Consider the following 19,601-nt stretch of genomic DNA (forward strand, 5'->3'; position numbering starts at 1 on the left):
TGAACTTCATTAACCATGAGCCTAACGTTGAATCCTTCCCCTGCTTTTGGTGTGTTATTGGTTAACCTCGGCACGCCTGATGAACCTAGCCCTAAGGCCGTAAAACGATTTTTAAGGCAGTTTTTAAGTGATCCGCGTGTCGTTGATTTATCGCCGTGGATTTGGCAACCGCTGCTGAACGGCATTATCCTCAACACCCGTCCGGCGAAAGTCGCCAAACTCTACCAAAGCGTGTGGACGCCGGAAGGCTCGCCCTTGATGGTGATAAGTGCACGCCAAGCACAAAAGCTGGCGGTGGACTTAAGTGCCACGTTTAACCAGACCATTCCTGTTGAACTGGGTATGAGTTACGGCAATCCCTCCATCGATGCGGGATTTGAGCGCCTGAAAGACCAAGGGGCAGAGCGCATTGTTGTGCTGCCTTTGTATCCCCAATATTCCTGCTCGACGGTGGCAAGTGTATTCGATGCCGTTGCCCGTTATCTTAAAACCGTGCGTGACATGCCGCAGGTTCGCTTTAATAAAGACTATTTTGATCATGATGCTTATATAGCGGCGCTGGCGCATTCAGTGACACGTCACTGGAAAACCCATGGGCAGGCCGATAAGTTACTCTTGTCATTTCATGGTATTCCTCTGCGTTATGTGAAAGAGGGCGATCCATACCGCGAGCAGTGTTTTGTCACGGCTAAACTGTTGGCACAAAAACTTGAGCTGAGCGAGTCGCAATGGCAAGTGTGCTTCCAATCGCGCTTTGGTCGCGAAGAATGGTTAACGCCCTACGCCGATAAACTATTGGCCGAGTTACCTGCACAAGGGATCAAAAGTGTCGATGTGATTTGCCCAGCTTTTGCGACCGATTGCCTCGAAACCTTAGAAGAAATCTCCATCGGCGCTAAGGAAACCTTTTTAGATGCAGGTGGCAGCGACTATCGGTTTATCCCTTGTTTGAACGACGATGAGTTACACATTGAATTATTACGGCAATTAATCCAAGAACAAGCGGTATCTTGGGCCCATACCCAAGCTACCTGAAGATACGAGTTTCAGAGCGCCCAGGGTGCTTCAATTCAAGGCGCATTAATGACAGAATGTCGGCCACCTTTTGAATTAATGCAACACGGAAGTGGAGTGCCCTGGGCGCTCCGTCCCGGCGGGTTTTAACGCACTTTATGCTGCGTTGGTTATTTTTAACTTAGCCCGCTAGGCCTGCAAATAACCGCCTTGCCTAAAGTGCGTTAAATTCCCGCTGAATCCTGCATCTTCAGGTTGTTTGGGTATTGGAGCACTGGCTTCGAACTGATTTTGTGATAGAATCTGCGCCCTTCCGGCTAAGGGGTGGTTTTTTTGTCTCGCTAGCCTAGACTCAATATTTTTAGGATGCTGCTTGGCTTGACCGCCTCGGCAGACGCCAATTAGCATGGATGCCAGGAAAAGAGAGCCACTATGAAGTTTCCCGGTCAGCGTAAATCAAAACATTATTTTCCGGTTAAAACCCGAGATCCGCTGCTTGAACAGCTGACTCAACAGCCTCAGCCGTTTGCGACCTATATCAGCGGTATTGATCAAACTTTAGTGGATATCGAAGCGAAAGTGGAGGACGAATTGCTGAGCCGTTATGGCTTACCAAAAGGCAACTCGACCCTGATCAATGATGAACAGGCCCACAGACTCTACACTGAGTTAAAAATTCATGGCTTGATTAGCGATGAATTTGCTGGTGGCACGATTGGCAACACAGTGCACAATTATTCTATTCTGGCCGATGACCGTTCAGTGTTATTCGGGGTGATGAGTCAGAATATCGAAGTGGGCAGTTACGCTTATCGCTATTTATGTAATACCTCTTCTAAAGTCGACCTTAACTTTCTACAGCCTGTAGATGGCCCTATCGGTCGCTGTTTTACCTTGATTTCTGAGTGTGGCGAGCGGACATTTGCGATTAGCAAAGGCTCGATGGATAAACTCACGCCTGAATATATTGATAAAGATGTAATACAGGGCAGCTCTGCCTTAGTGCTGACCGCATATTTAATGCGCGCCAGCGATGGCGACCGTATTACCGATGCGGCCATGTGCGCCATCGAATACGCAAAAGCCGCCGAGGTGCCGGTAGTATTGACCTTAGGCACGCGTTTTTTGATTGAAGAAGATCCGCAATGGTGGCAAAACTTCATCAAAGAACATGTCACCATTTTGGCGATGAATGAAGATGAAGGTGAAGCCTTAACCGGTTCACGGGATCCTCTGCTCGCCAGTGAAAAAGCCTTGGAATGGTGTGACATGGTATTAACTACAGCGGGGCCTATCGGGCTTTATACTGCGGGTTATACTGAAGATTCTGAAAAGCGTGAAACCGTTCATACCTTGTTGCCGGGCGCGATCCCAGAATTTAACCGTTATGAGTTCTCCCGTCCAAAGCTTAAGAATGACTGTGAAACACCGATTAAAGTGTTTGCCCACATTTCACCTTATATGGGCGGTCCAGAGAAAATCGGTAACACCAATGGCGCTGGCGATGGCGCATTATCGGCGTTATTACACGATCTGGCGGCCAATACTTTCCATAAGACTAACGTGCCGGGTTCGAGTAAACATAAGCGCGATGGCCTGTGTTATTCCTCGTTTTCTCAAGTATGTAAGTACGCTAACCGCGTCGCCTATGAAGTATTAGCCCAGCATAGTCCGCGTTTATCCCGTGGTTTACCTGAGCGCGAAGACAGCTTAGAAGAATCCTACTGGGAAAGATAAGCCAGTACCTGTATTGGTATTAAGCTGACTGATTTACGCTAGGGCAATAACGGCAAACCGTTGTTGCCCTTATTTTTATGGCGTTTATCAACAATCAATCGGCCAAGCGCTAATTTTAACTACAGGCAGTTGCGAATAAATGTTAACGTTAGTCGGGTTCAGATAGTCCAAATACAGCGATTATTTAAGGTGGAATTTTCGGTGAAAGCGCAAATCTTAAGAGAAATGAAGGTACTCACGGCCATAGAGCCAGAGTTCGAAGTGCAACGTCGGGTCGCGTTTATTAAAACCAAACTAAAAGAAGCGCGCAGCAAGGCATTGGTATTAGGGATCAGCGGTGGGGTGGATTCTTCTACCGCTGGGCGTTTGTGTCAGTTGGCGGTGGACAGTTTAAACCACGAAAATAGCCAAGGCGGTTACCAGTTTATCGCCGTGCGTTTACCCTATCAGATCCAAAAAGATGAACATGAGGCGCAATTAGCCTGTCAGTTTATTCAACCTTCTAAATTGGTCACAGTGAATGTGCATCAAGGGGTTGATGGTGTGCACAGCGCTACCGTTGCTGCGTTAGCCGAAGCCGGATTGCCTTTACCCGATGTGGCGAAAGTGGATTTTGTGAAGGGTAACGTTAAAGCTCGTATGCGCATGATTGCGCAATACGAACTCGCCGGGCTCGTGGGCGGGCTTGTGGTGGGGACAGATCACAGCGCCGAAAATATCACAGGTTTTTATACCAAGTGGGGCGATGGTGCCTGCGATTTAGCGCCGTTATTTGGTCTTAATAAGCGCCAAGTTCGTCAACTTGCCGCTTATCTTGGTGCGCCAGAGTCTTTAGTGCATAAAGCGCCGACCGCGGATCTAGAAGATAATAAACCGTTACTCGAAGATGAAGTCGCACTGGGGCTAACCTATGCCCAAATCGATGATTTCCTTGAGGGTAAAGATGTCGGCAAGGCGGTTGAGGACAAGTTGATTGGTATTTATAAGGCGACGCAGCATAAGCGTCAGCCTATCCCAACGATCTACGACTAACGCTAAATCGTACACGAATAAGCACTCGCTTGAACTCAGTTCACGAGTGCTTTTTTATGTCTTTTTACCTAGTTGCTGAGCTAGTGGCAGCCTTTACAGCTGTTGGCGTCGCTGTAACGAGGAGACTGGCTGCGATTATTCATTAAAGCTGGCTATCCTGCAGGGGCATCTCACTGGGGGATGTTGCAGAGGAATGTTGCTGAGACCTGTGACAGTGGCATCTGGTCGCAACATTTAGCCACGGCATCTTGTTGTAGGGATTATGGCACGACTAAGTGTTGCCGTGTCAGAGCGATCAGCTGGTTTGGGTATTGGCGATAATCCAAATAGGGCGTGAGTAAACAATGCTGCCCCTGCGAAGATGGAAGCGTCATCGCGGTTATGGATTTGTTTTGGGCGGTTAAATGCTGCGCATGGATATCGCTTGCAGACATGGTGAGTCCTAAACACTTTGCAGCCACTTGCCCCGCGATGAGATGGATCTTCGTGTTTGCCATCAACTCAGTGCCGCTTATGCAGATCAGTTCATTTTGCTTGAGTAACACTTGGTCACGATAGCTGCGCCAATCCTCTCCGACCGCGCTGATTTTTGCCATAATAGTGAAGATCTTACGCCAATGATTGCCATTTAACGCTATCAGAGTCGCGACAGCGTCTGGTTGAGTGTAATGCCAGTTGTCAGGTATCAGCGGCGCAGTAGGAAGATAGTAGGCGAAGCTAGCGTAGGGATTACCGATAATCATCGAGAGCGTATAAGTTTCGTTGGAATAAGGCGCTTTCGATCCTAACCCAATTAGGGCTTATGCAGTTAATAAAATAGCGCGGTTTATGGCTGTGGATGTTATTACGGTAAAAAATTTGAAGGATGTTTTTTTCTAACCGTATAATTGGCTTGCTCATTTTATCTTATTGTTATGTAGGAACAGCCATGAAGGCCATCATCATAGGTTCGACAAAACACCTATTCTTAGCCGCATTGTATGCGAGCATTGGCATAGCGCTGGCGTTACTCGCGACCGGGATTTACTTTCTCAATGCGCGCCCTGAATTGTCGTTATGGCATACGGTCGAGCTAGATAATGAGTTCCATTACAATACTAAACTCGCTAGTTTTAATGAGTACTTAGCGCTAGAAGAGCGCTTATTCGCCGAAGTTGAGCGCAAAGTCGTCCAAAAAATTCCTGCCAATGAATTCTCTCCCGTGAACCGCTATGTCAAAAATAGCTTATCCGATCCTGCCCATTGGCCCCAAAATTGGAATCGCAGTTATGAATGGCCCGTAGCCGATGCCGAGTTTGGGATATTGCTGCTCCACGGCATGTCAGACTCGCCCTATGCCTTATCCAATGTGGCAGCGCATTTTAAAGGTAAAGCCCATGTTCTGGGTTTAAGATTGCCAGGGCATGGCACCATTCCGAGTGGCTTAACTGAGGTTTATTGGCAAGATCTTGTCGCCGCGGTGAACTTAGCCACAGCGCATATGCGGCAATCTCTGAAGTGTAAACCGCTATTTGTTGTAGGCTTTTCGACCGGTGCCGCCGTAGCGCTTAACCATGAATTAGAACGTATCAGTCAAGATAAGAACCCAGATTATGCTGGGATGATTTTTATCTCTCCCGCCATAGGGTTAGCGCCATTAGCGGCGGCCGCGCGCTGGCAGAGTTGGATAGGCCGGTTGCTGGAACTGGATAAACTGCAGTGGAACAGCATTCAAGTGGAGTACGATCCCTTTAAATACACTTCTTTTGCGGTCAATGCGGGCGATGTGGTGTATCAATTAGCGCTACGTAACCAAGGTTTATTGGCTGGATTAACTTTGCCGCAAAGGGCACAAATTCCATCGATACTCACTTTTCAGTCGGTAGTGGATGCAACCGTTTCAACCTCGGCTGTGGTGAATAATCTGTATCAAACGTTACCAGAAAAAGGCCATGAGCTCGTGCTGTTCGACATGAACCGACTCGATGTGAATGCCAAAATGGTATCTAATGATCCGCTGGCGGGCTTGTTGGCGAGTATCAATAGTCCTGCGCTGCATTATCGCGGCACTGTGGTGGAAAATATCAGTCACGAAACCACGCAAGTTCAAGCGCGTAGCTTTGGTTTAGCTGCGCAGGGTAAAGTGGTCACAGAAGGCAATGAACAAGTGCGTGCATTAGATCTGTATTGGCCCGCCGGCGTGTATTCCTTGTCCCATGTTGCGTTACCCTTTGGTGTGGATGATGGCCTCTATGGCGCGATCATTCAACCTGATTCACATCGGATCCAAATCGGTGCCACGGCTTCACGGGGAGAGCGCGGTTTATATAGCGTGTCGGCATCGGAAATGTTGCGCCAGAAATGGAATCCCTTTTTCCCGTATCTACTTGAGCGCATGGATGAGTATCGACTCGCCCATATGCACTAGGATTTTGTGATTGATTAACCGCTCAGCTAATCTGGCCTTAACCTTCTTTACCTTTGAACGACTGCCTCTTCAACAGCTTTCTCCTAAACAAGCGCCAGTTAAACAATCAGGCTGCAAACAACCCGATCACGTCCCTGTTCCTTTGCCAGGTACAAGTTATTGTCGGCCTGTTTAAGCCAGTACTCTAAGGAGTCGCTATAGGTGGCATTGGCAATCACAGCGCCAATACTCGCCGTGACATTGAAGCTTCGATTATCCTGCGGATTGATTATCACAGTATCAGCGAGTTGCTGTTTAAATTCATTAAGATGTGCTTCGACTTTCAGGGCATTACACATAGGCAAAATCAGTAGAAACTCTTCGCCGCCGTAGCGCGAGATTAAATCAATATCCCGTTTGAAGAGCGAGGTTAAGAGTTTAGCAACCACTTTTAAACACTCGTCGCCGCCCAAATGACCATAAGTATCATTGATTTGTTTGAAGTGGTCCAAGTCCATTATGGCAAGTGTCATGGCATCTTGACCCCGCTCGCACATCTGTTGGATGAGCGGGAATTGGTGTTCGGTATAGCGGCGATTATAGAGATTCGTCAGCGGATCGCGCTCGGCTAAATCCTTTAATTTCACATTAGCGGCCTCTAAATCTTGGGTGCGCTGCTGTACTTTTTGTTCAAGTTCTTGTTGGTGTTCGAGTAAGGTTTGCTGGTTTGAGGCCAAACTTTCATACAAGCTATAGATCTCTTTAGGGGTACTTTTATCGAGTAGATCATGCTCAAACTTCTCGTCGCTGGCTTTTTCTTGCTTAGCGGGACCGAAATGCTGCGCTAAAAGCGACAGAGGTTCGGTCAGTAACTTACTGATGGCTTTAGTAATAAAAAAGGCGCCGACTAAGGAGCAAAACAGCAAAATTACCGTGTTGACATATTGGCGTTCAGCCAGTTTTAAAAGCGGCACAAAAGGTTCTAAAACATAGAGTTGCCACCCATTGTTTAACTTATGCTGGGCATAGATGTACTCAGGGGTATTTGAATCTAGATTATGCAGGTTCATCAGTTGAAGCCGGGCGCGATATATCTCGCTGCCTTTGCTGAATGACAAGGGGGTGAACGGTGCGAGTCCTAACCCTTGGGAGGCATAAATCAGATTATTGTTCTCATCGGTCAGTAAAATAGATTGCTGCTCATGGTGCAGGTTTTGTTTATCTATGCTGGAAAAATAGCGTAAATCTAAGCTGCCTTCGACTATCCCTCTGGCTTGATTGGGAGCATTTGGACTAAAAATGGGGGCACTGATGGCAACGATTACGTCATTACCAAAACCTCTACCGATAAATGCGGGTGATACAAAGGTTTTATGGTTATAAAACGCTTGGATAAAGTATTCCCTATCCATCACAGAAGGGATTTCTGCTAGGCGGTCTAACTCAACTATATTGGCCATTGGACTGGCTGCGAGTAAGTTGCCTTGTTCATTCGCAATCAGCATGGTTTTAAAACCTTGATTACTATCGTGTATGCTTGAAAGTAATGCCTGCCACTCATTGATGTCTGCATTCGACAGGCTCAAAAACTTGGCGGTACTAGCGATGACTTGGGTGTTGTAAGCGAGATAGTTGTCGGTTGCATGGCTCAAATGGGTTGCCGTATCGTCCAGATTGCGATTAATCATCACTTGTTGTTTATCAATAAAAAAGTGATTAAAGGCTAAGGATGAAACTAATAAACTTACAGTAATGATTAAGGTAAACAAGTAACTGAGCTGCGAGCTAAAAGTGCGCCGGTTAAGATTGGTCAGCTTGCCTTTAAAATGCCATAGGCTTGGAATAGCAACCACACAGAGTTCGCCAATTGCAGCGTAAATCATGCCATTAACGGCTTGTTTTATCGCGGTAAAAGGAATGTGGCTGGCGGGCATTTTAGCAATGACAGCCACATAAATGGCTAACAGCGGGATCCCCAATAATACCCAATAACTCACACTGGCATAGAGTATTTGAATATCTCGGCGCCTTGCAAAACCAAGCCATAATGCTTCGAGTAAAAACAGTAAATACACGTGGGGGCTCGACCACACGATCATGAGCCCCGTTGCGGTAAATAGGGCGGTGATCAACGCATACCAAGGCCCTAAGAGTATTGCCACTATCACCACGGCCACGTTGCCGAGAATCAATTGCACATTAGCGAATAGAGGGATGGGAAAAAGATTCAGAGCTAAGCCGAATACCCCAAAAATAATGGCCAGTCTGAGATGGGTGGTTTGGAAGGCGGGTAGATGCAAAGAAAAGTCCCTTTAGAAAATGGCTTGTGTTAACTGTCTGTGATTATGGCACAAATAAACCCAACGCCTCTATCCCAGTCATTCAATTACCTCCCCAAACAAAGCTATAACGTAAATAGATTGTTGAAGCTGATGATAGAAATGGATTGTCGAAACGGATTGTCGAAACAAATAGTGCCATTAGATGATTTCGCTGAAGATAGGTCAATTCTCGTCAGTCGCAGGCTGACGAATGCTATAACCAATGGATAAGGCCATTTCCGAACGGTTATCGATGAAAATTGTGTCATTCAGAACATAAACTAAGCAGTTGTTCAAAGAGATCTCATGAAGCCCTTGCGCAGTTGCAAGGCAATTGCTACAGTTCTGGCTCACTTAAGATAAACCCCATAAACAGTATCTTAGGTGATAAGTGATTTAAAAAATTAGCTTGAAATAGCCAGTACGTTATAACGGACTAAGTCAGCGCTAATAATACAATTCACTTAAACAATTTCGGTATGTAGCGCAGCCCGGTAGCGCACTGTCATGGGGTGTCAGGGGTCGGAGGTTCGAATCCTCTCATACCGACCAAATTCTAAATAAAAAAGCCTGTAAACTTAATAGTTTGCAGGCTTTTTATTTTTATGCGATTTTAAAGTTCTTTTTAAGCATGCCAAAAGACTTAGGTATATGCATGGTAAAGTGTACTAGCTTGAATCATGAAAAAACATAACAAATAGGGGCAGGCTGCGCATAGCTACGGCTTTATTCCAGTGTTGAATCATCCCGAGGTTTGATTGATAGGGGTGGGGTAATGGATAAGTTGTATAGTTAAATAGAAATTTGCTGAAAGCTTTGGGTAGTGCTTAGAAGATTCAGGAGTGGCATTTATTGGGAGTAAAAAATTAGTTGGACACATTTTTTGTTCCCATCTTATGGTTGAATAAACTGCATTAAAAAACCAAAATACCACGCCAACAATGAAGCCCAAGTATAACCCCAAACTGCCATCAATAGAGCTGCGGAAGCCAATCTTGGATGAAAAGCACTGGCGATAACCGGTGCTGATGCAGCACCACCAATATTACATTGGCTCGCGATTGCTAAGTACATAATAGGTAAGCGGAGAAGTACAGTAAAAGTAAATAGGATGACTATGTGTATAGCGAACCATATAAGACCAATACAGACATAATAGGGTGCGACACTTAGAGCGCTAATATCAAAGTTTAATCCCATTAGCATTATCATTATATAGATAATAAAAAGAGCTATATGCCGAGTTTCTTTGACTAAGACATGCCTTGCATTTGTCAGTGAAAATGATAACCCTAAAAAAGTAACAATTAGTACAGACCAAAAAAAATCAGAGGTGAGATTATATTTAAACAAGTATGGGAAGCTGTTAGCGATGCTGTTAGCAAGGAAAGACGATAAATTTTCACTAAAAAAAATCACAGTTAAAAAAGTACAGCTCAATATCATTATCCAATAATAGGTTGTTTGCTTATCTAATGGCTTACTCTTGATGTCATTAGGAAATATTGGTTTATAGGCTTTATTTGCTTTTAGGTATTCATCGATTTTATCTTGGCGTTCAGCAATGAAAAGTAATATGACCATCCATAAGCTGGAAAAAAGAATATTAATTGCCATCATTACTGCAAATACGGCATCACCAACATCGTGTATTTCTTTTATTGCCAATTGATTCGCGGTTCCTCCAAGCCAGTTTGCCATCAGTGTTGACATGCCTTTCCATGCCGCGTTGTCTCCCTGCCAAACGAGTTCGTATGGGAAGAATATAGAACCTAACCATAGGCTTAATGGGCCGCCAATACAGATGCTGACAGCACCTAGTACATACATGCCGAGAAGTTTTTTTCCTACTAAACTTAGAGTAAAAAAATCAGTTCCTAAAATTAACAAAAATAAACAACCGGGCATTAAATGTGTTTTTGCCATTTCGCTAAGCTGACTATTACTCGCATCTATAAAATGTAGCGAACTAAAAATGGCAGGTAGGGCATAACACATTAGCATTAAAGGAAAAATTAGATAAAAATGCTTAAAAAAATTTATTGAGGATGTATGCGTGTAAAATAAACCGCATAGTAAAAATCCTAAAAAAAGTCCTATTTCAAGATCTGACGAAATCACTTTAATTCACCGTGGGAGAGTTGTTTGCATGTGCTATTTTACAGTAGCTTGCTAAAGGCTAAGAAGTTCATGCTTAATGCAGATAATTCTTCCCCTTCACGCTGAATTGACCAATAATTTCTTTTGTAATCCCATCCATCAATCGGTAACAAGATAAGGTCTTTTCGTGCTAATTCGGCATCAATTGCTAGCAGAGGTAGCACGCTCAAGCCTATACCCGTTCCAATTGCTCTTTTAATTGCACCAATTGTTGACATGCAGATTTCATCGCGAACGTGAATATTTAAGCTTTTTAATAACTGAATTGCACGAATTCGAGAGAACGATGATTCATGGTCGAATATCCACAATTGTTCACTAAGCCAAGGTTTTGTATTTAAATCATTCGCAGCAGGATGAGTTACACCACTCACAATGCAAAGATTATCTTGTAACCAATGCTCACAAATGAGATTTTTACTCGCGGGTTTAGCATCAATAAAGCCTAAGTCTAGTTCTCTTTCTGAAACCATTTTTTCAATCACTAAACTATTATCAATGACTAGTTTTATTTTTACATCGGGATATTGCTTCTTAAATAATGGAATTTTTTTAGATAATACATAGTTACCAGCAGTCTTACTGCTCCCGATAGTTAATGTCCCTTTAATACCATGCTCAGGGAATGAAAATATATTTTCTAATTCTTTTCCTTTAGATAGCATTTCATTAGCATAAGGTAATATTATTTCCCCGTGCGCATTAACCACTAAACCACCTGAGATGCGCTCAAATAATCTACAGCCTAAAGAACTCTCTAATTCTTTAAGCGCCATACTTACTGCCGGTGTTGACATATGAAGCACTTTTGCCGCTTTTGAGATCTGTTTCTCAGAATGTATGGCTTTAAAGATCATCAATTGTCTTAATGTTATCCGCATCATATGCTCCGCGAGGGGGAAGTCAGTTTACAAGCAGTATAATAGTTTGAATTGATGAATAATTAACATGATGAATGTCTAATTTTCATAAGGCGGCCAAAATGGCCGCTTTCTTTGGATAGGTTAAAATAGATATTTTGTGGATACAGACATTAGAGTGTCATCAAACTTAGTATGCCCTTTTGCATCCGTGTAATAACCATCAAAATAGGATATGCCTACTCCAAAAGTTAAATCCTTCTGAGCCTTGAAATCTACACCTAGAGAATATTGATTAGCATCACTCTCTTTTAGTGTTTTTAGATCTGCTCCAGTATTTTTTGTGATTTTACCAAGCCCTGCATCATCTTTTAAATATTGAAGCTTTATATCATATTTATCAATAGGAACGTTCAAACTTAATAGATAGGAATTCCCTTTAATATTATCATAAAGACTAGACTCTGAATGCTGGTACATGGCTCCCAATTTTACTGATGAAATAGCAACACCACCAACCAGTCTTGTTGCCTCTAGCTGATTTAAACCATCTGCATAGGCTATTGAGATGTAATGATTATTACTTTTAAGTGATGCGTCGCCGAGGGATAAGCTAACTGCATAATTGTTCTGTTTGTCAGATAGTTCAGGATTCTTTTTATTGAAATCCTTATCAAAAACATAACTAACACCCATAGTCATACCTGCAACTTTGGCACTTTTTAATGTTACCGAATCACCAAGTCTATCGTTGCCTGCAATGAGCATATTCATATCGCTTGAGGTAATGTTAAATAAATCCACTTTCCCTTCAGCACTTTTAAAAACGGTATCATTTCTTCCGAAAACAGCCGAACCATAGCTAGTTTTAAAACCTAAGTAAGAGTTTCTAGGTTTAAAAATGTTGGAGTCATCATTGTCAAAACTTTCTATCCCTGCTTCAAATTTATATAACAGGCTAAAATTCTCATACACACCATACTCACCTTTAACACCTAAATATGATGCATAGTTTTCAAGGGAAACCCCATCAACTTTTTCATTACCAGAAAGACCGTTGTTCGAGTTCGCAACACCAAGCCATAGTCTTCCATAGAAATCTAGTGGCTCAGATAAAACCTGATTTGAACAAATTAAAATAAGACCAAAACCAATATATTTAGCTGTTTTCATTAACATCACCTTTTTAGAATGTAAAAGCAATGTCATGTTAAAGATTTAATTGGACACGTCTCCGCTTTGGATCACATCCAGTCAACAAATAAATCGAGTTAAGAATAATTTAATGTCTGTTAAGTTATTTTTAATGAATTCGATTTATTGCGTAGTGTCACTATTTTAAATGAATAAACAACTATCATCATGGGAAATCTTACCAAAATAAAAACTGGAGAATTGTATGAAGGTAAAATACTTGAGTGTTATCATTTTTTCTATGTTAACATTTTCATCATTAGCTGCGGATAATAAAAATGATTTGGCTTCATTTCATAAGAGCATGAATGGTTGCAAAACATGCCATGCATTACCCAATAAAGTAAGCGATAGTGAGACATTTGAAAATAAACAATGTAAATCTTGCCATGGTGATTATGAGAAGTTGGCGAACCCCAAACTGGAAATTGACCCACATTCTTCCCACTTAGGTGATATTAATTGTACGTCTTGTCATAAAGGGCATGAGCAACCAAAGTTATATTGTAATGAATGTCATTCATTTAAAGGGCTCGATATGCCTTTTAATAAAGCAAAATCCAAAGAACCGTGGGACAAAGGTTGGGATAATGAAGCAATAAATAAAGCGATAGCTGCAGGTCCTAAAGAAACAACGGATGTGATTGTTGTTGGAGCCGGTAGTGCTGGGTTTAATGCTGCGATTGCAGCTAAAAAGGCCGGGGCGAACGTTATATTGCTTGATAAAGCACCATTTAGTGGTGGCAACTCTATGCTCGCTGCAGGTGGATATAATGCAGTAGGGACTGTCCAGCAAAAAGACCATAAGGTCGATGATAAAATCGAATGGTTTGTTGAAGACACTATGAAAGGTGGACGTTACGCGAATGATCCAAAGTTGGTGCAAATACTCGCTGAGCAATCTGCTGATGGTATTAAATGGCTAGAATCTTTAGGCGCCAATATGGATGATTTAAAACGCTCTGGCGGCGCTAGAGTCGATAGAACACATCGTCCATCTGGTGGGTTAAGTGTTGGTCCACATATTATTGATGTACTTAGAAAAGCATCGGATAAAGAAGGGGTTGATACAAGACTCAACTCTAAAGTTGTAAAACTTGTCGTTGATGAAGACCAAAAAATTGTTGGTGTTGTCATCCACGGTAAACACTCTGGTCACTATATGGTTGCAGCTAAGTCGGTTGTTTTAGCCACAGGTGGTTATGGATTTAATAAAGAAATGGTTGCATTTTATCGCCCAACATTTAAAGGAATGACCAGTTCGAATAACATCACTTCTACAGGTGATGGCATTGAACTTGCCAAAGCGATTGGAGCGAGTATGACTGACATTGACTGGATACAAGCTCATCCTACTGTTGGAAAGGACAGCCGTATTTTAATCTCGGAAACGGTTAGGGGAGTAGGGGCCATTATGGTGAATAAAGATGGCAATCGTTTTATCAGCGAATTAACGACTCGCGACAAAGCATCTGATGCCATTCTAAAGCAACCTGAACAATATGCTTGGTTAGTCTTTGATAATGAGCTTTATAAAAAGGCAAAAATGGTTCAGGGGTATGACCATTTAGGCATGCTGGAAAAAGCAAATACAATTTCAGAGCTTGCAAAAATCACAGGTATGAAAGAAAGCGCGTTAGAAAATACGGCTTCAAACTACAACCGTTACTTTAAGCAAGGGAAGGATGAGGAGTTTGCCCGCGAACAAATGTCATTACCACTGGCGAAAGCTCCTTTTTATGCAGTAAAAGTGGCTCCTGGTATTCACCATACTATGGGTGGTGTTGCAATTGATACAAAGGCAGAGGTGCTGGATATTCAGAGTAAACCATTGATCGGTTTATTTGCTGCTGGCGAAGTAACGGGTGGTGTGCATGGTTATAATCGTTTAGGGGGAAATGCCGTCGCAGACACCGTTATTTTTGGTAAAATTGCAGGTGCAAATGCTGCCAAGCATGCTCTAAATACAAAGTAACGCTAAATCAGTGAGAGACTCGTTATTGTCTCTCACAACATCTCAAGTTTTATTCATCGTAAATATTAGCAATAAAATTATTGCTTAAGTTAAAGTGCTCCCCTGCTATTTTTTGAGAGGCTAATTTAGCCTCTCTTTTTTATTTGTCGGCAGAATTAGATTCGATGGATTTTGCTCACTTTTCGATGGCTTCATCTTTTTAGATAACGCGGGAATATTGGCGAAATGTACTTACTCTTTCCATGAATCGAATAATACACTGTCGGCGAGTCCAGCATCGTACCATTTCTTAGAGAACCGATTACAGATATGAGCGTCGGAACCATAAGCCGGATACGCAGTAACGATTACTATCACTGAACCTATATTTCCAGTGTTTAAAATTAATACACATATATTGATCAGCTTTAATGCTCAATAGGATGGTGTTGTTAGACTTTCCTACAGAGCATCAAAGCGGGTGAGGCTATTTGGCTGTATTACGCCGCGCAAGCCAGGCACTCAAGCGCTCTTGTGTGCCGATGACAAAGACAAAAAACGCCGGTACGAAGAATATTGCCAGCAAGGTACCACTGAGCATGCCACCGAATACGCCAGTACCGATTGCATGTTGAGTTTCGGCGCTGGCACCGCTCGCAAGCATTAAGGGTATTACTCCGAGAGTAAATGCCAATGACGTCATCAGAATGGGACGTAGACGCAAGCGTGCAGCAGTCACTGCAGCATCTATCAGCGTATGGCCCTCGGCGTGCAATTGGCGGGCGAACTCGACGATGAGAATGGCATTTTTTGCCGATAGGCCGATGATGGTGATCATTCCCACCTTGAAGAACACATCGTTAGGCATATCACGCAACATTACAGCCGCTACCGCGCCCAGCAGCCCCTGCGGTACGACCAACATCACCGACAGTGGGATCGACCAGCTTTCGTACAATGCAGCGAGTACCAGAAATACTACCAGAGCGGACAACAACATCAGCAATGGTGCCTGTGCCGCCGATTGGCGCTCTTGCAATGATGCCCCCGTCCACGCTACCGCGAACCCTTGCGGCAATTGCGCCACTAAGCGTTCCATCTCGGTCATCGCTGCGCCGCTGGAAACGCCAGCTGCAGCACCCCCGGAAATACGCATAGCAGGGAAGCCCTGAAAGCGCATCATTTGCTGTGGCGACTCTTTCCATTCAGCCGTCACTACTTCCCGTAGAGGCACCATGCCACCACTTGAATTACGCACGCGGAGGCTGAGCACGTCGTCCAATTGCATTCGTGCCGTAGCGTCGGCCTGCAGGATGACCTGCTGCATACGTCCATTATTTGGGAAATCATTGACATACAGTGATCCCATGGCCGCCGAAAGTGTGCTGCTTACCGCGGCGAAGGACAGACCCATAGCCTCGGCTTTTGACCGATTGATATTCAGGCTAATGCTCTCACCGGGCGGCAGGCCATCTGGGTAGACATCGCTGACCACCTTGCTCTGGGCAGCTAGTGCCAGCAATTGTGCCTGTGCAGCTATCAATGCAGCCTCGCCCCGATTGGCTCTATCCTGCAGGAACAGAGTGAAACCGGAGGATGTGCCCAGCTCGTCAATGGCTGGCGGCATCATGGTCATCACTGTGCCTTCAACGTTATCAGCCATAGCTTGCTGCGCCAGTGCCGCTTCTTCGGCAGCCGTAGCACCATTACGCTGATCCCAATCTTTGAGCATAGTGAAGGCCATGGCTGCATTGGGGCCGGAGCCTGCAAAGCTAAAGCCCAGCACTACCATATTTGCACCCAGCGTTGGGCGCGATGCGACGTGCGCCTCGTAGGCTTTGACCACATCCAGCGTGCGCTCGCTGGTAGCGCCTGTGGGTAATTGGATGGAGGTCATGAAATAGCCTTGATCCTCTTCTGGTAGAAAGGACGACGGCAATTGCCCAGCAGCGAGGATCAGCACTGCGCAGAGTACGGCAAATGCCGCCATCATACGTCCACTGCGTCCAACCAATCGTGCTACGCGTGCACTATAGCCTGCGGTGAGTTGTTCAAATCCACGGTTGAAGGCGCCGAAGAAACCGCCTTTTTGATGGTGAACAGCACTAACTGGGCGCAGTAGCGTGGCGCATAGTGCTGGCGTTAGGGTCAGTGCGAGGAAGGCCGAAAACAGAATAGACACCGCCATCGACAAAGTGAATTGTTGATAGATCACTCCCACTGAGCCGCTACCGAAGGCCATGGGGATGAATACGGCGGTCAGCACTAGCGTGATACCGATCACCGCGCCGGTAATTTCCTTCATCGCCTGTGAGGTTGCCTCCCGCGGCGACAGTCCTTGGGTAGCCATCAGTCGCTCAACGTTTTCCACCACCACAATAGCATCGTCAACAATAATGCCAATGGCCAGCACCATGCCGAACATGGTCAGCGAGTTGATTGAGAAGCCTGCCAGTAACATCACCGCGAAGGTACCGAGTAGCGCTATGGGCGCGACGATAGCTGGTATAAGTGTGTAGCGCAGGTTCTGCAGGAACAGGAACATCACCATAAATACCAGCGCCATAGCTTCAAACAGGGTATAGATTACTTTTTCGATAGACACTTTGACGAAGGGGGCGGTATCGAATGGCACTGAGTAGTTCATGCCAGCAGGCATACTCAGCGCCAGTTCGGCTAGACGTTCACGTACCGCAGAAGCTGTGCGTACAGCGTTGGCTCCTGGCGAGAGCTGGATAGCAGCACTGGTCGCCACCACACCATTTTCACGGTTAGAAAAACCATAGGACTGAGCGCCAAGCTCGACCCGTGCCACATCAGATAGCACCAATTTTGCGCCATCGGCACCGGCACGTAGGACGATAGCAGCGAACTCCTCGGGTGTGCTGAGTTGTCCTTGCACTGTTAAGGGGACCGTCAGTCGTTGTCCTTGTAAGACAGGTTCATCACCGAGTCGCCCTGGGGCTATTTGTGTGTTTTGCTGCTCGATAGCTGTAGCAAGGTCGTTCATTGTCAGGCCATAGGCGGTGAGTTTATTCGGGTCTACCTAGACGCGCATGGCTTGCTCGGCACCGAATAATTGCACGCGACCAACACCGTCGATTCGGCGCAGCTCCTCGACAATATTGCGTGCTAAATAGTCGTTTAGCGCGATTTCGTCGAATTGGCCGTTTGGAGATGTCATACCAATCATCATCAAAAAGCTTGAAGCGGCCGATTCAACCTGCAGACCGCTCTGCCGTACAACTTGAGGTAGGCGTGGTTCGACAGCCTTAATACGATTTTGCACATCAACTTGCGCCATTTCCGCATCAGTGCCTGGTTTGAAGGTGGCGGTTATTTGTGCACTGCCCGAGCTGTCCACCGATGATTCGAAGTACAGTAGGTTTTTTACCCCCGATAGTTCACGCTCGACAAGGCTTACTACAGAGTCATTAAGTGTCTGTGGCGTGGCTCCAGGATAAGCGGCATAAATGCTCACCGACACGGGTGCCACTGATGGGTAGCGGGAGATGGGTAATTGTGGAATGGCGATGACGCCAATCAGTACGATAAATAAGGCTATCACCCAAGCAAATACTGGGCGGTTGATGAAAAACTGGGGCATGGCGACTTCTCCAAATTCAGCGCACGACGGCGCTAAGTTGCTGAGGAACGACAGAGGGTTGCCAAGGTCGCGCATTCACTTGTGCTGCAGGGCTTAGGCGTTCGATACCTTCAACAACTATTTGCTGCCCAGCGGTTAGGCCGAATACTACGTGATAGCGACCTGCCACCAATTCATCGACCTTAACGGCCACAGGTTGCACTTTAGCTTGCTCATCAAGCACCCACACTTGGGATTGACCAGCCTTGCGAGTCACTGCCTGCTGAGGCACGTTCAGAGTCGTAGGATAGTAAGCTTGTGGAATGCGAGCTTTTACAAAGAGACCGGGCAACAGACGATGCTGCGGGTTATCTACCAGTACGCGCAGCAGTACATCGCCAGTACCTGCATCTACCTGAATACCTGAAAATAAGATATGCCCTTGCATGCCAAGAGGCTCGCCACCACTGCCTAGGATCTCAACAGCCAACTCTGGGAGCCCTGAGCTTGCCAGCTGACGCATCGCCTCCAGCATTGATGCTGGAAGACGTACATCAACGTACACTTGGTTGATTTGTTGGATCCTCGCCATGGGTGTGGCATCGGTGGGTGAGACCAATGCACCTTCACTCACTAATGCTTCATCTATACGTCCGGAGATGGGTGCCTCTACGCTGGCAAACTGTAGATCTAACTGACGCCGTGCCAGCGTCGCTTTGGTTTGGGCTACATCTGCGGCAGCCTGATCGCGCAGGGAAATAGCATCGTCATGCATTTGTTGGCTGACGGCCTTGGTTTGTATCAAAGAGGCTAAGCGATCGGCTTCTTGACGAGCCCGAATCCATACCGCTTCGGCACGCTGTAACGCTGCAGCAGCAATATCGACATCAGCTTTAAATGGCGCTGGATTTATTTGAAATAGCACAGTGCCAGATGTTATCTCGGCACCCTGTTCGAATAGACGACCTTGCACTATGCCGCTAATTTGCGCGCGGATCTCAGCGCTGCGAACCGCAGCGACACGACCGGGCAGATCTTTAGTCACCAATAGTGCTTCATTTTCTAATGTCATCACTGACACTTGAACCGGAGCAGTTGTCTCTTCATCCTGTACTGCTGAATCACAACCTACCAATCCCAACACGGCAATTCCTACAAATAACACAAAGCTTAAGTGCCGCTGTTTGATGTACATAACCTACTCTCCTCAATGTACAGCGATCTCACTAATGGCGTTTTATCAAACGCTAGAGAACTAATGCTGAATTATGACGAGTCAGTATTGCGAATTATTCGAGACATTGTGGAGAATGTATGGAGGGGATGATAAAGTTCAGCAATTTTAATGTTGAGGCAA

Annotated in this window: 11 protein-coding genes, 1 tRNA gene and 1 pseudogene; 6 read left to right on the top strand and 7 right to left on the bottom strand. The window is 45.2% G+C overall.

The window, feature by feature from the left end; all coding sequences use genetic code 11:
• The first annotated feature begins 15 nt into the window (after positions 1-15).
• The 3 genes from hemH to nadE all read left to right on the top strand — a co-directional run bounded on the left by hemH (position 16) and on the right by nadE (position 3,783).
• The gene (gene hemH, locus Q4Q46_RS08255; RefSeq protein WP_311905685.1) at positions 16-1,035 is read left to right on the top strand and encodes a ferrochelatase; all 1,020 of its coding nucleotides are present in this window, start codon (positions 16-18) and stop codon (positions 1,033-1,035) included.
• A gap of 411 nt (positions 1,036-1,446) precedes the next feature.
• Positions 1,447-2,751: an inosine/guanosine kinase gene (locus tag Q4Q46_RS08260; protein WP_006086215.1), complete on the top strand. Its 1,305-nt coding sequence runs from the start codon at positions 1,447-1,449 to the stop codon at positions 2,749-2,751.
• Between the two features lie 201 nt (positions 2,752-2,952).
• Positions 2,953-3,783 (top strand): NAD(+) synthase, encoded by an 831-nt coding sequence (gene nadE / locus Q4Q46_RS08265; RefSeq protein WP_006086216.1) that lies wholly within the window; start codon positions 2,953-2,955, stop codon positions 3,781-3,783.
• Positions 3,784-4,043: 260 nt separating this feature from the next.
• On the opposite strand, the gene Q4Q46_RS08270 is transcribed toward nadE, so the two are convergent.
• Positions 4,044-4,526, bottom strand: a complete 483-nt coding sequence (locus tag Q4Q46_RS08270) for a DUF6942 family protein (RefSeq protein WP_311905686.1) — start codon at positions 4,524-4,526, stop codon at positions 4,044-4,046.
• 185 nt (positions 4,527-4,711) lie between these two features.
• Between Q4Q46_RS08270 and Q4Q46_RS08275 the strand changes: the two genes are divergently transcribed.
• On the top strand, positions 4,712-6,190 hold the full coding sequence (locus Q4Q46_RS08275; protein WP_311890697.1) for an alpha/beta hydrolase: 1,479 nt from the start codon (positions 4,712-4,714) through the stop codon (positions 6,188-6,190).
• Positions 6,191-6,288: 98 nt separating this feature from the next.
• Here Q4Q46_RS08275 and Q4Q46_RS08280 read toward each other — a convergent pair whose 3' ends face one another.
• Complete coding sequence (locus Q4Q46_RS08280; RefSeq protein WP_311890698.1) at positions 6,289-8,469, bottom strand: diguanylate cyclase; 2,181 nt, start codon at positions 8,467-8,469, stop codon at positions 6,289-6,291.
• Positions 8,470-8,965: 496 nt separating this feature from the next.
• Between Q4Q46_RS08280 and Q4Q46_RS08285 the strand changes: the two genes are divergently transcribed.
• Positions 8,966-9,042 (top strand) — tRNA-Pro (locus tag Q4Q46_RS08285).
• 342 nt (positions 9,043-9,384) lie between these two features.
• On the opposite strand, the gene Q4Q46_RS08290 is transcribed toward Q4Q46_RS08285, so the two are convergent.
• The 3 genes from Q4Q46_RS08290 to Q4Q46_RS08300 all read right to left on the bottom strand — a co-directional run bounded on the left by Q4Q46_RS08290 (position 9,385) and on the right by Q4Q46_RS08300 (position 12,683).
• A complete protein-coding gene (locus Q4Q46_RS08290) occupies positions 9,385-10,611 on the bottom strand; it encodes a DUF819 family protein (RefSeq protein ID WP_311905687.1) in 1,227 nt (408 codons plus the stop codon).
• Positions 10,612-10,649: 38 nt separating this feature from the next.
• Positions 10,650-11,507, bottom strand: a complete 858-nt coding sequence (locus tag Q4Q46_RS08295; RefSeq protein ID WP_311905688.1) for a LysR family transcriptional regulator — start codon at positions 11,505-11,507, stop codon at positions 10,650-10,652.
• Between the two features lie 147 nt (positions 11,508-11,654).
• Complete coding sequence (locus Q4Q46_RS08300) at positions 11,655-12,683, bottom strand: porin (protein ID WP_311905689.1); 1,029 nt, start codon at positions 12,681-12,683, stop codon at positions 11,655-11,657.
• A 226-nt stretch (positions 12,684-12,909) separates the two neighbouring features.
• Between Q4Q46_RS08300 and Q4Q46_RS08305 the strand changes: the two genes are divergently transcribed.
• Positions 12,910-14,679: a flavocytochrome c gene (locus Q4Q46_RS08305; RefSeq protein WP_311905690.1), complete on the top strand. Its 1,770-nt coding sequence runs from the start codon at positions 12,910-12,912 to the stop codon at positions 14,677-14,679.
• 466 nt (positions 14,680-15,145) lie between these two features.
• Here the strand turns inward: Q4Q46_RS08305 and Q4Q46_RS08310 are convergent.
• Positions 15,146-18,340, bottom strand: a pseudogene (locus Q4Q46_RS08310) (multidrug efflux RND transporter permease subunit).
• Positions 18,282-19,439, bottom strand: a complete 1,158-nt coding sequence (locus Q4Q46_RS08315; protein ID WP_311905691.1) for an efflux RND transporter periplasmic adaptor subunit — start codon at positions 19,437-19,439, stop codon at positions 18,282-18,284. Before Q4Q46_RS08315 ends, Q4Q46_RS08310 begins: the two are co-directional and overlap by 59 nt.
• Positions 19,440-19,601 lie beyond the last annotated feature (162 nt).

The organism is Shewanella vaxholmensis, from assembly GCF_031932135.1.
In the GTDB taxonomy this organism is placed as follows: Bacteria; Pseudomonadota; Gammaproteobacteria; order Enterobacterales; family Shewanellaceae; genus Shewanella; species Shewanella hafniensis.

Excerpts from the sequence above, each read along its gene's own strand:
- hemH (WP_311905685.1), top strand. The coding sequence starts at position 16 with ATGAGCCTAACGTTGAATCCTTCCCCTGCTTTTGGTGTGTTATTGGTT.
- Q4Q46_RS08260 (WP_006086215.1), top strand. The coding sequence starts at position 1,447 with ATGAAGTTTCCCGGTCAGCGTAAATCAAAACATTATTTTCCGGTTAAA.
- Q4Q46_RS08270 (WP_311905686.1), bottom strand. The coding sequence starts at position 4,526 with ATGATTATCGGTAATCCCTACGCTAGCTTCGCCTACTATCTTCCTACT.
- Q4Q46_RS08275 (WP_311890697.1), top strand. The coding sequence starts at position 4,712 with ATGAAGGCCATCATCATAGGTTCGACAAAACACCTATTCTTAGCCGCA.
- Q4Q46_RS08295 (WP_311905688.1), bottom strand. The coding sequence starts at position 11,507 with ATGATCTTTAAAGCCATACATTCTGAGAAACAGATCTCAAAAGCGGCA.
- Q4Q46_RS08300 (WP_311905689.1), bottom strand. The coding sequence starts at position 12,683 with ATGAAAACAGCTAAATATATTGGTTTTGGTCTTATTTTAATTTGTTCA.
- Q4Q46_RS08305 (WP_311905690.1), top strand. The coding sequence starts at position 12,910 with ATGAAGGTAAAATACTTGAGTGTTATCATTTTTTCTATGTTAACATTT.
- Q4Q46_RS08315 (WP_311905691.1), bottom strand. The coding sequence starts at position 19,439 with ATGTACATCAAACAGCGGCACTTAAGCTTTGTGTTATTTGTAGGAATT.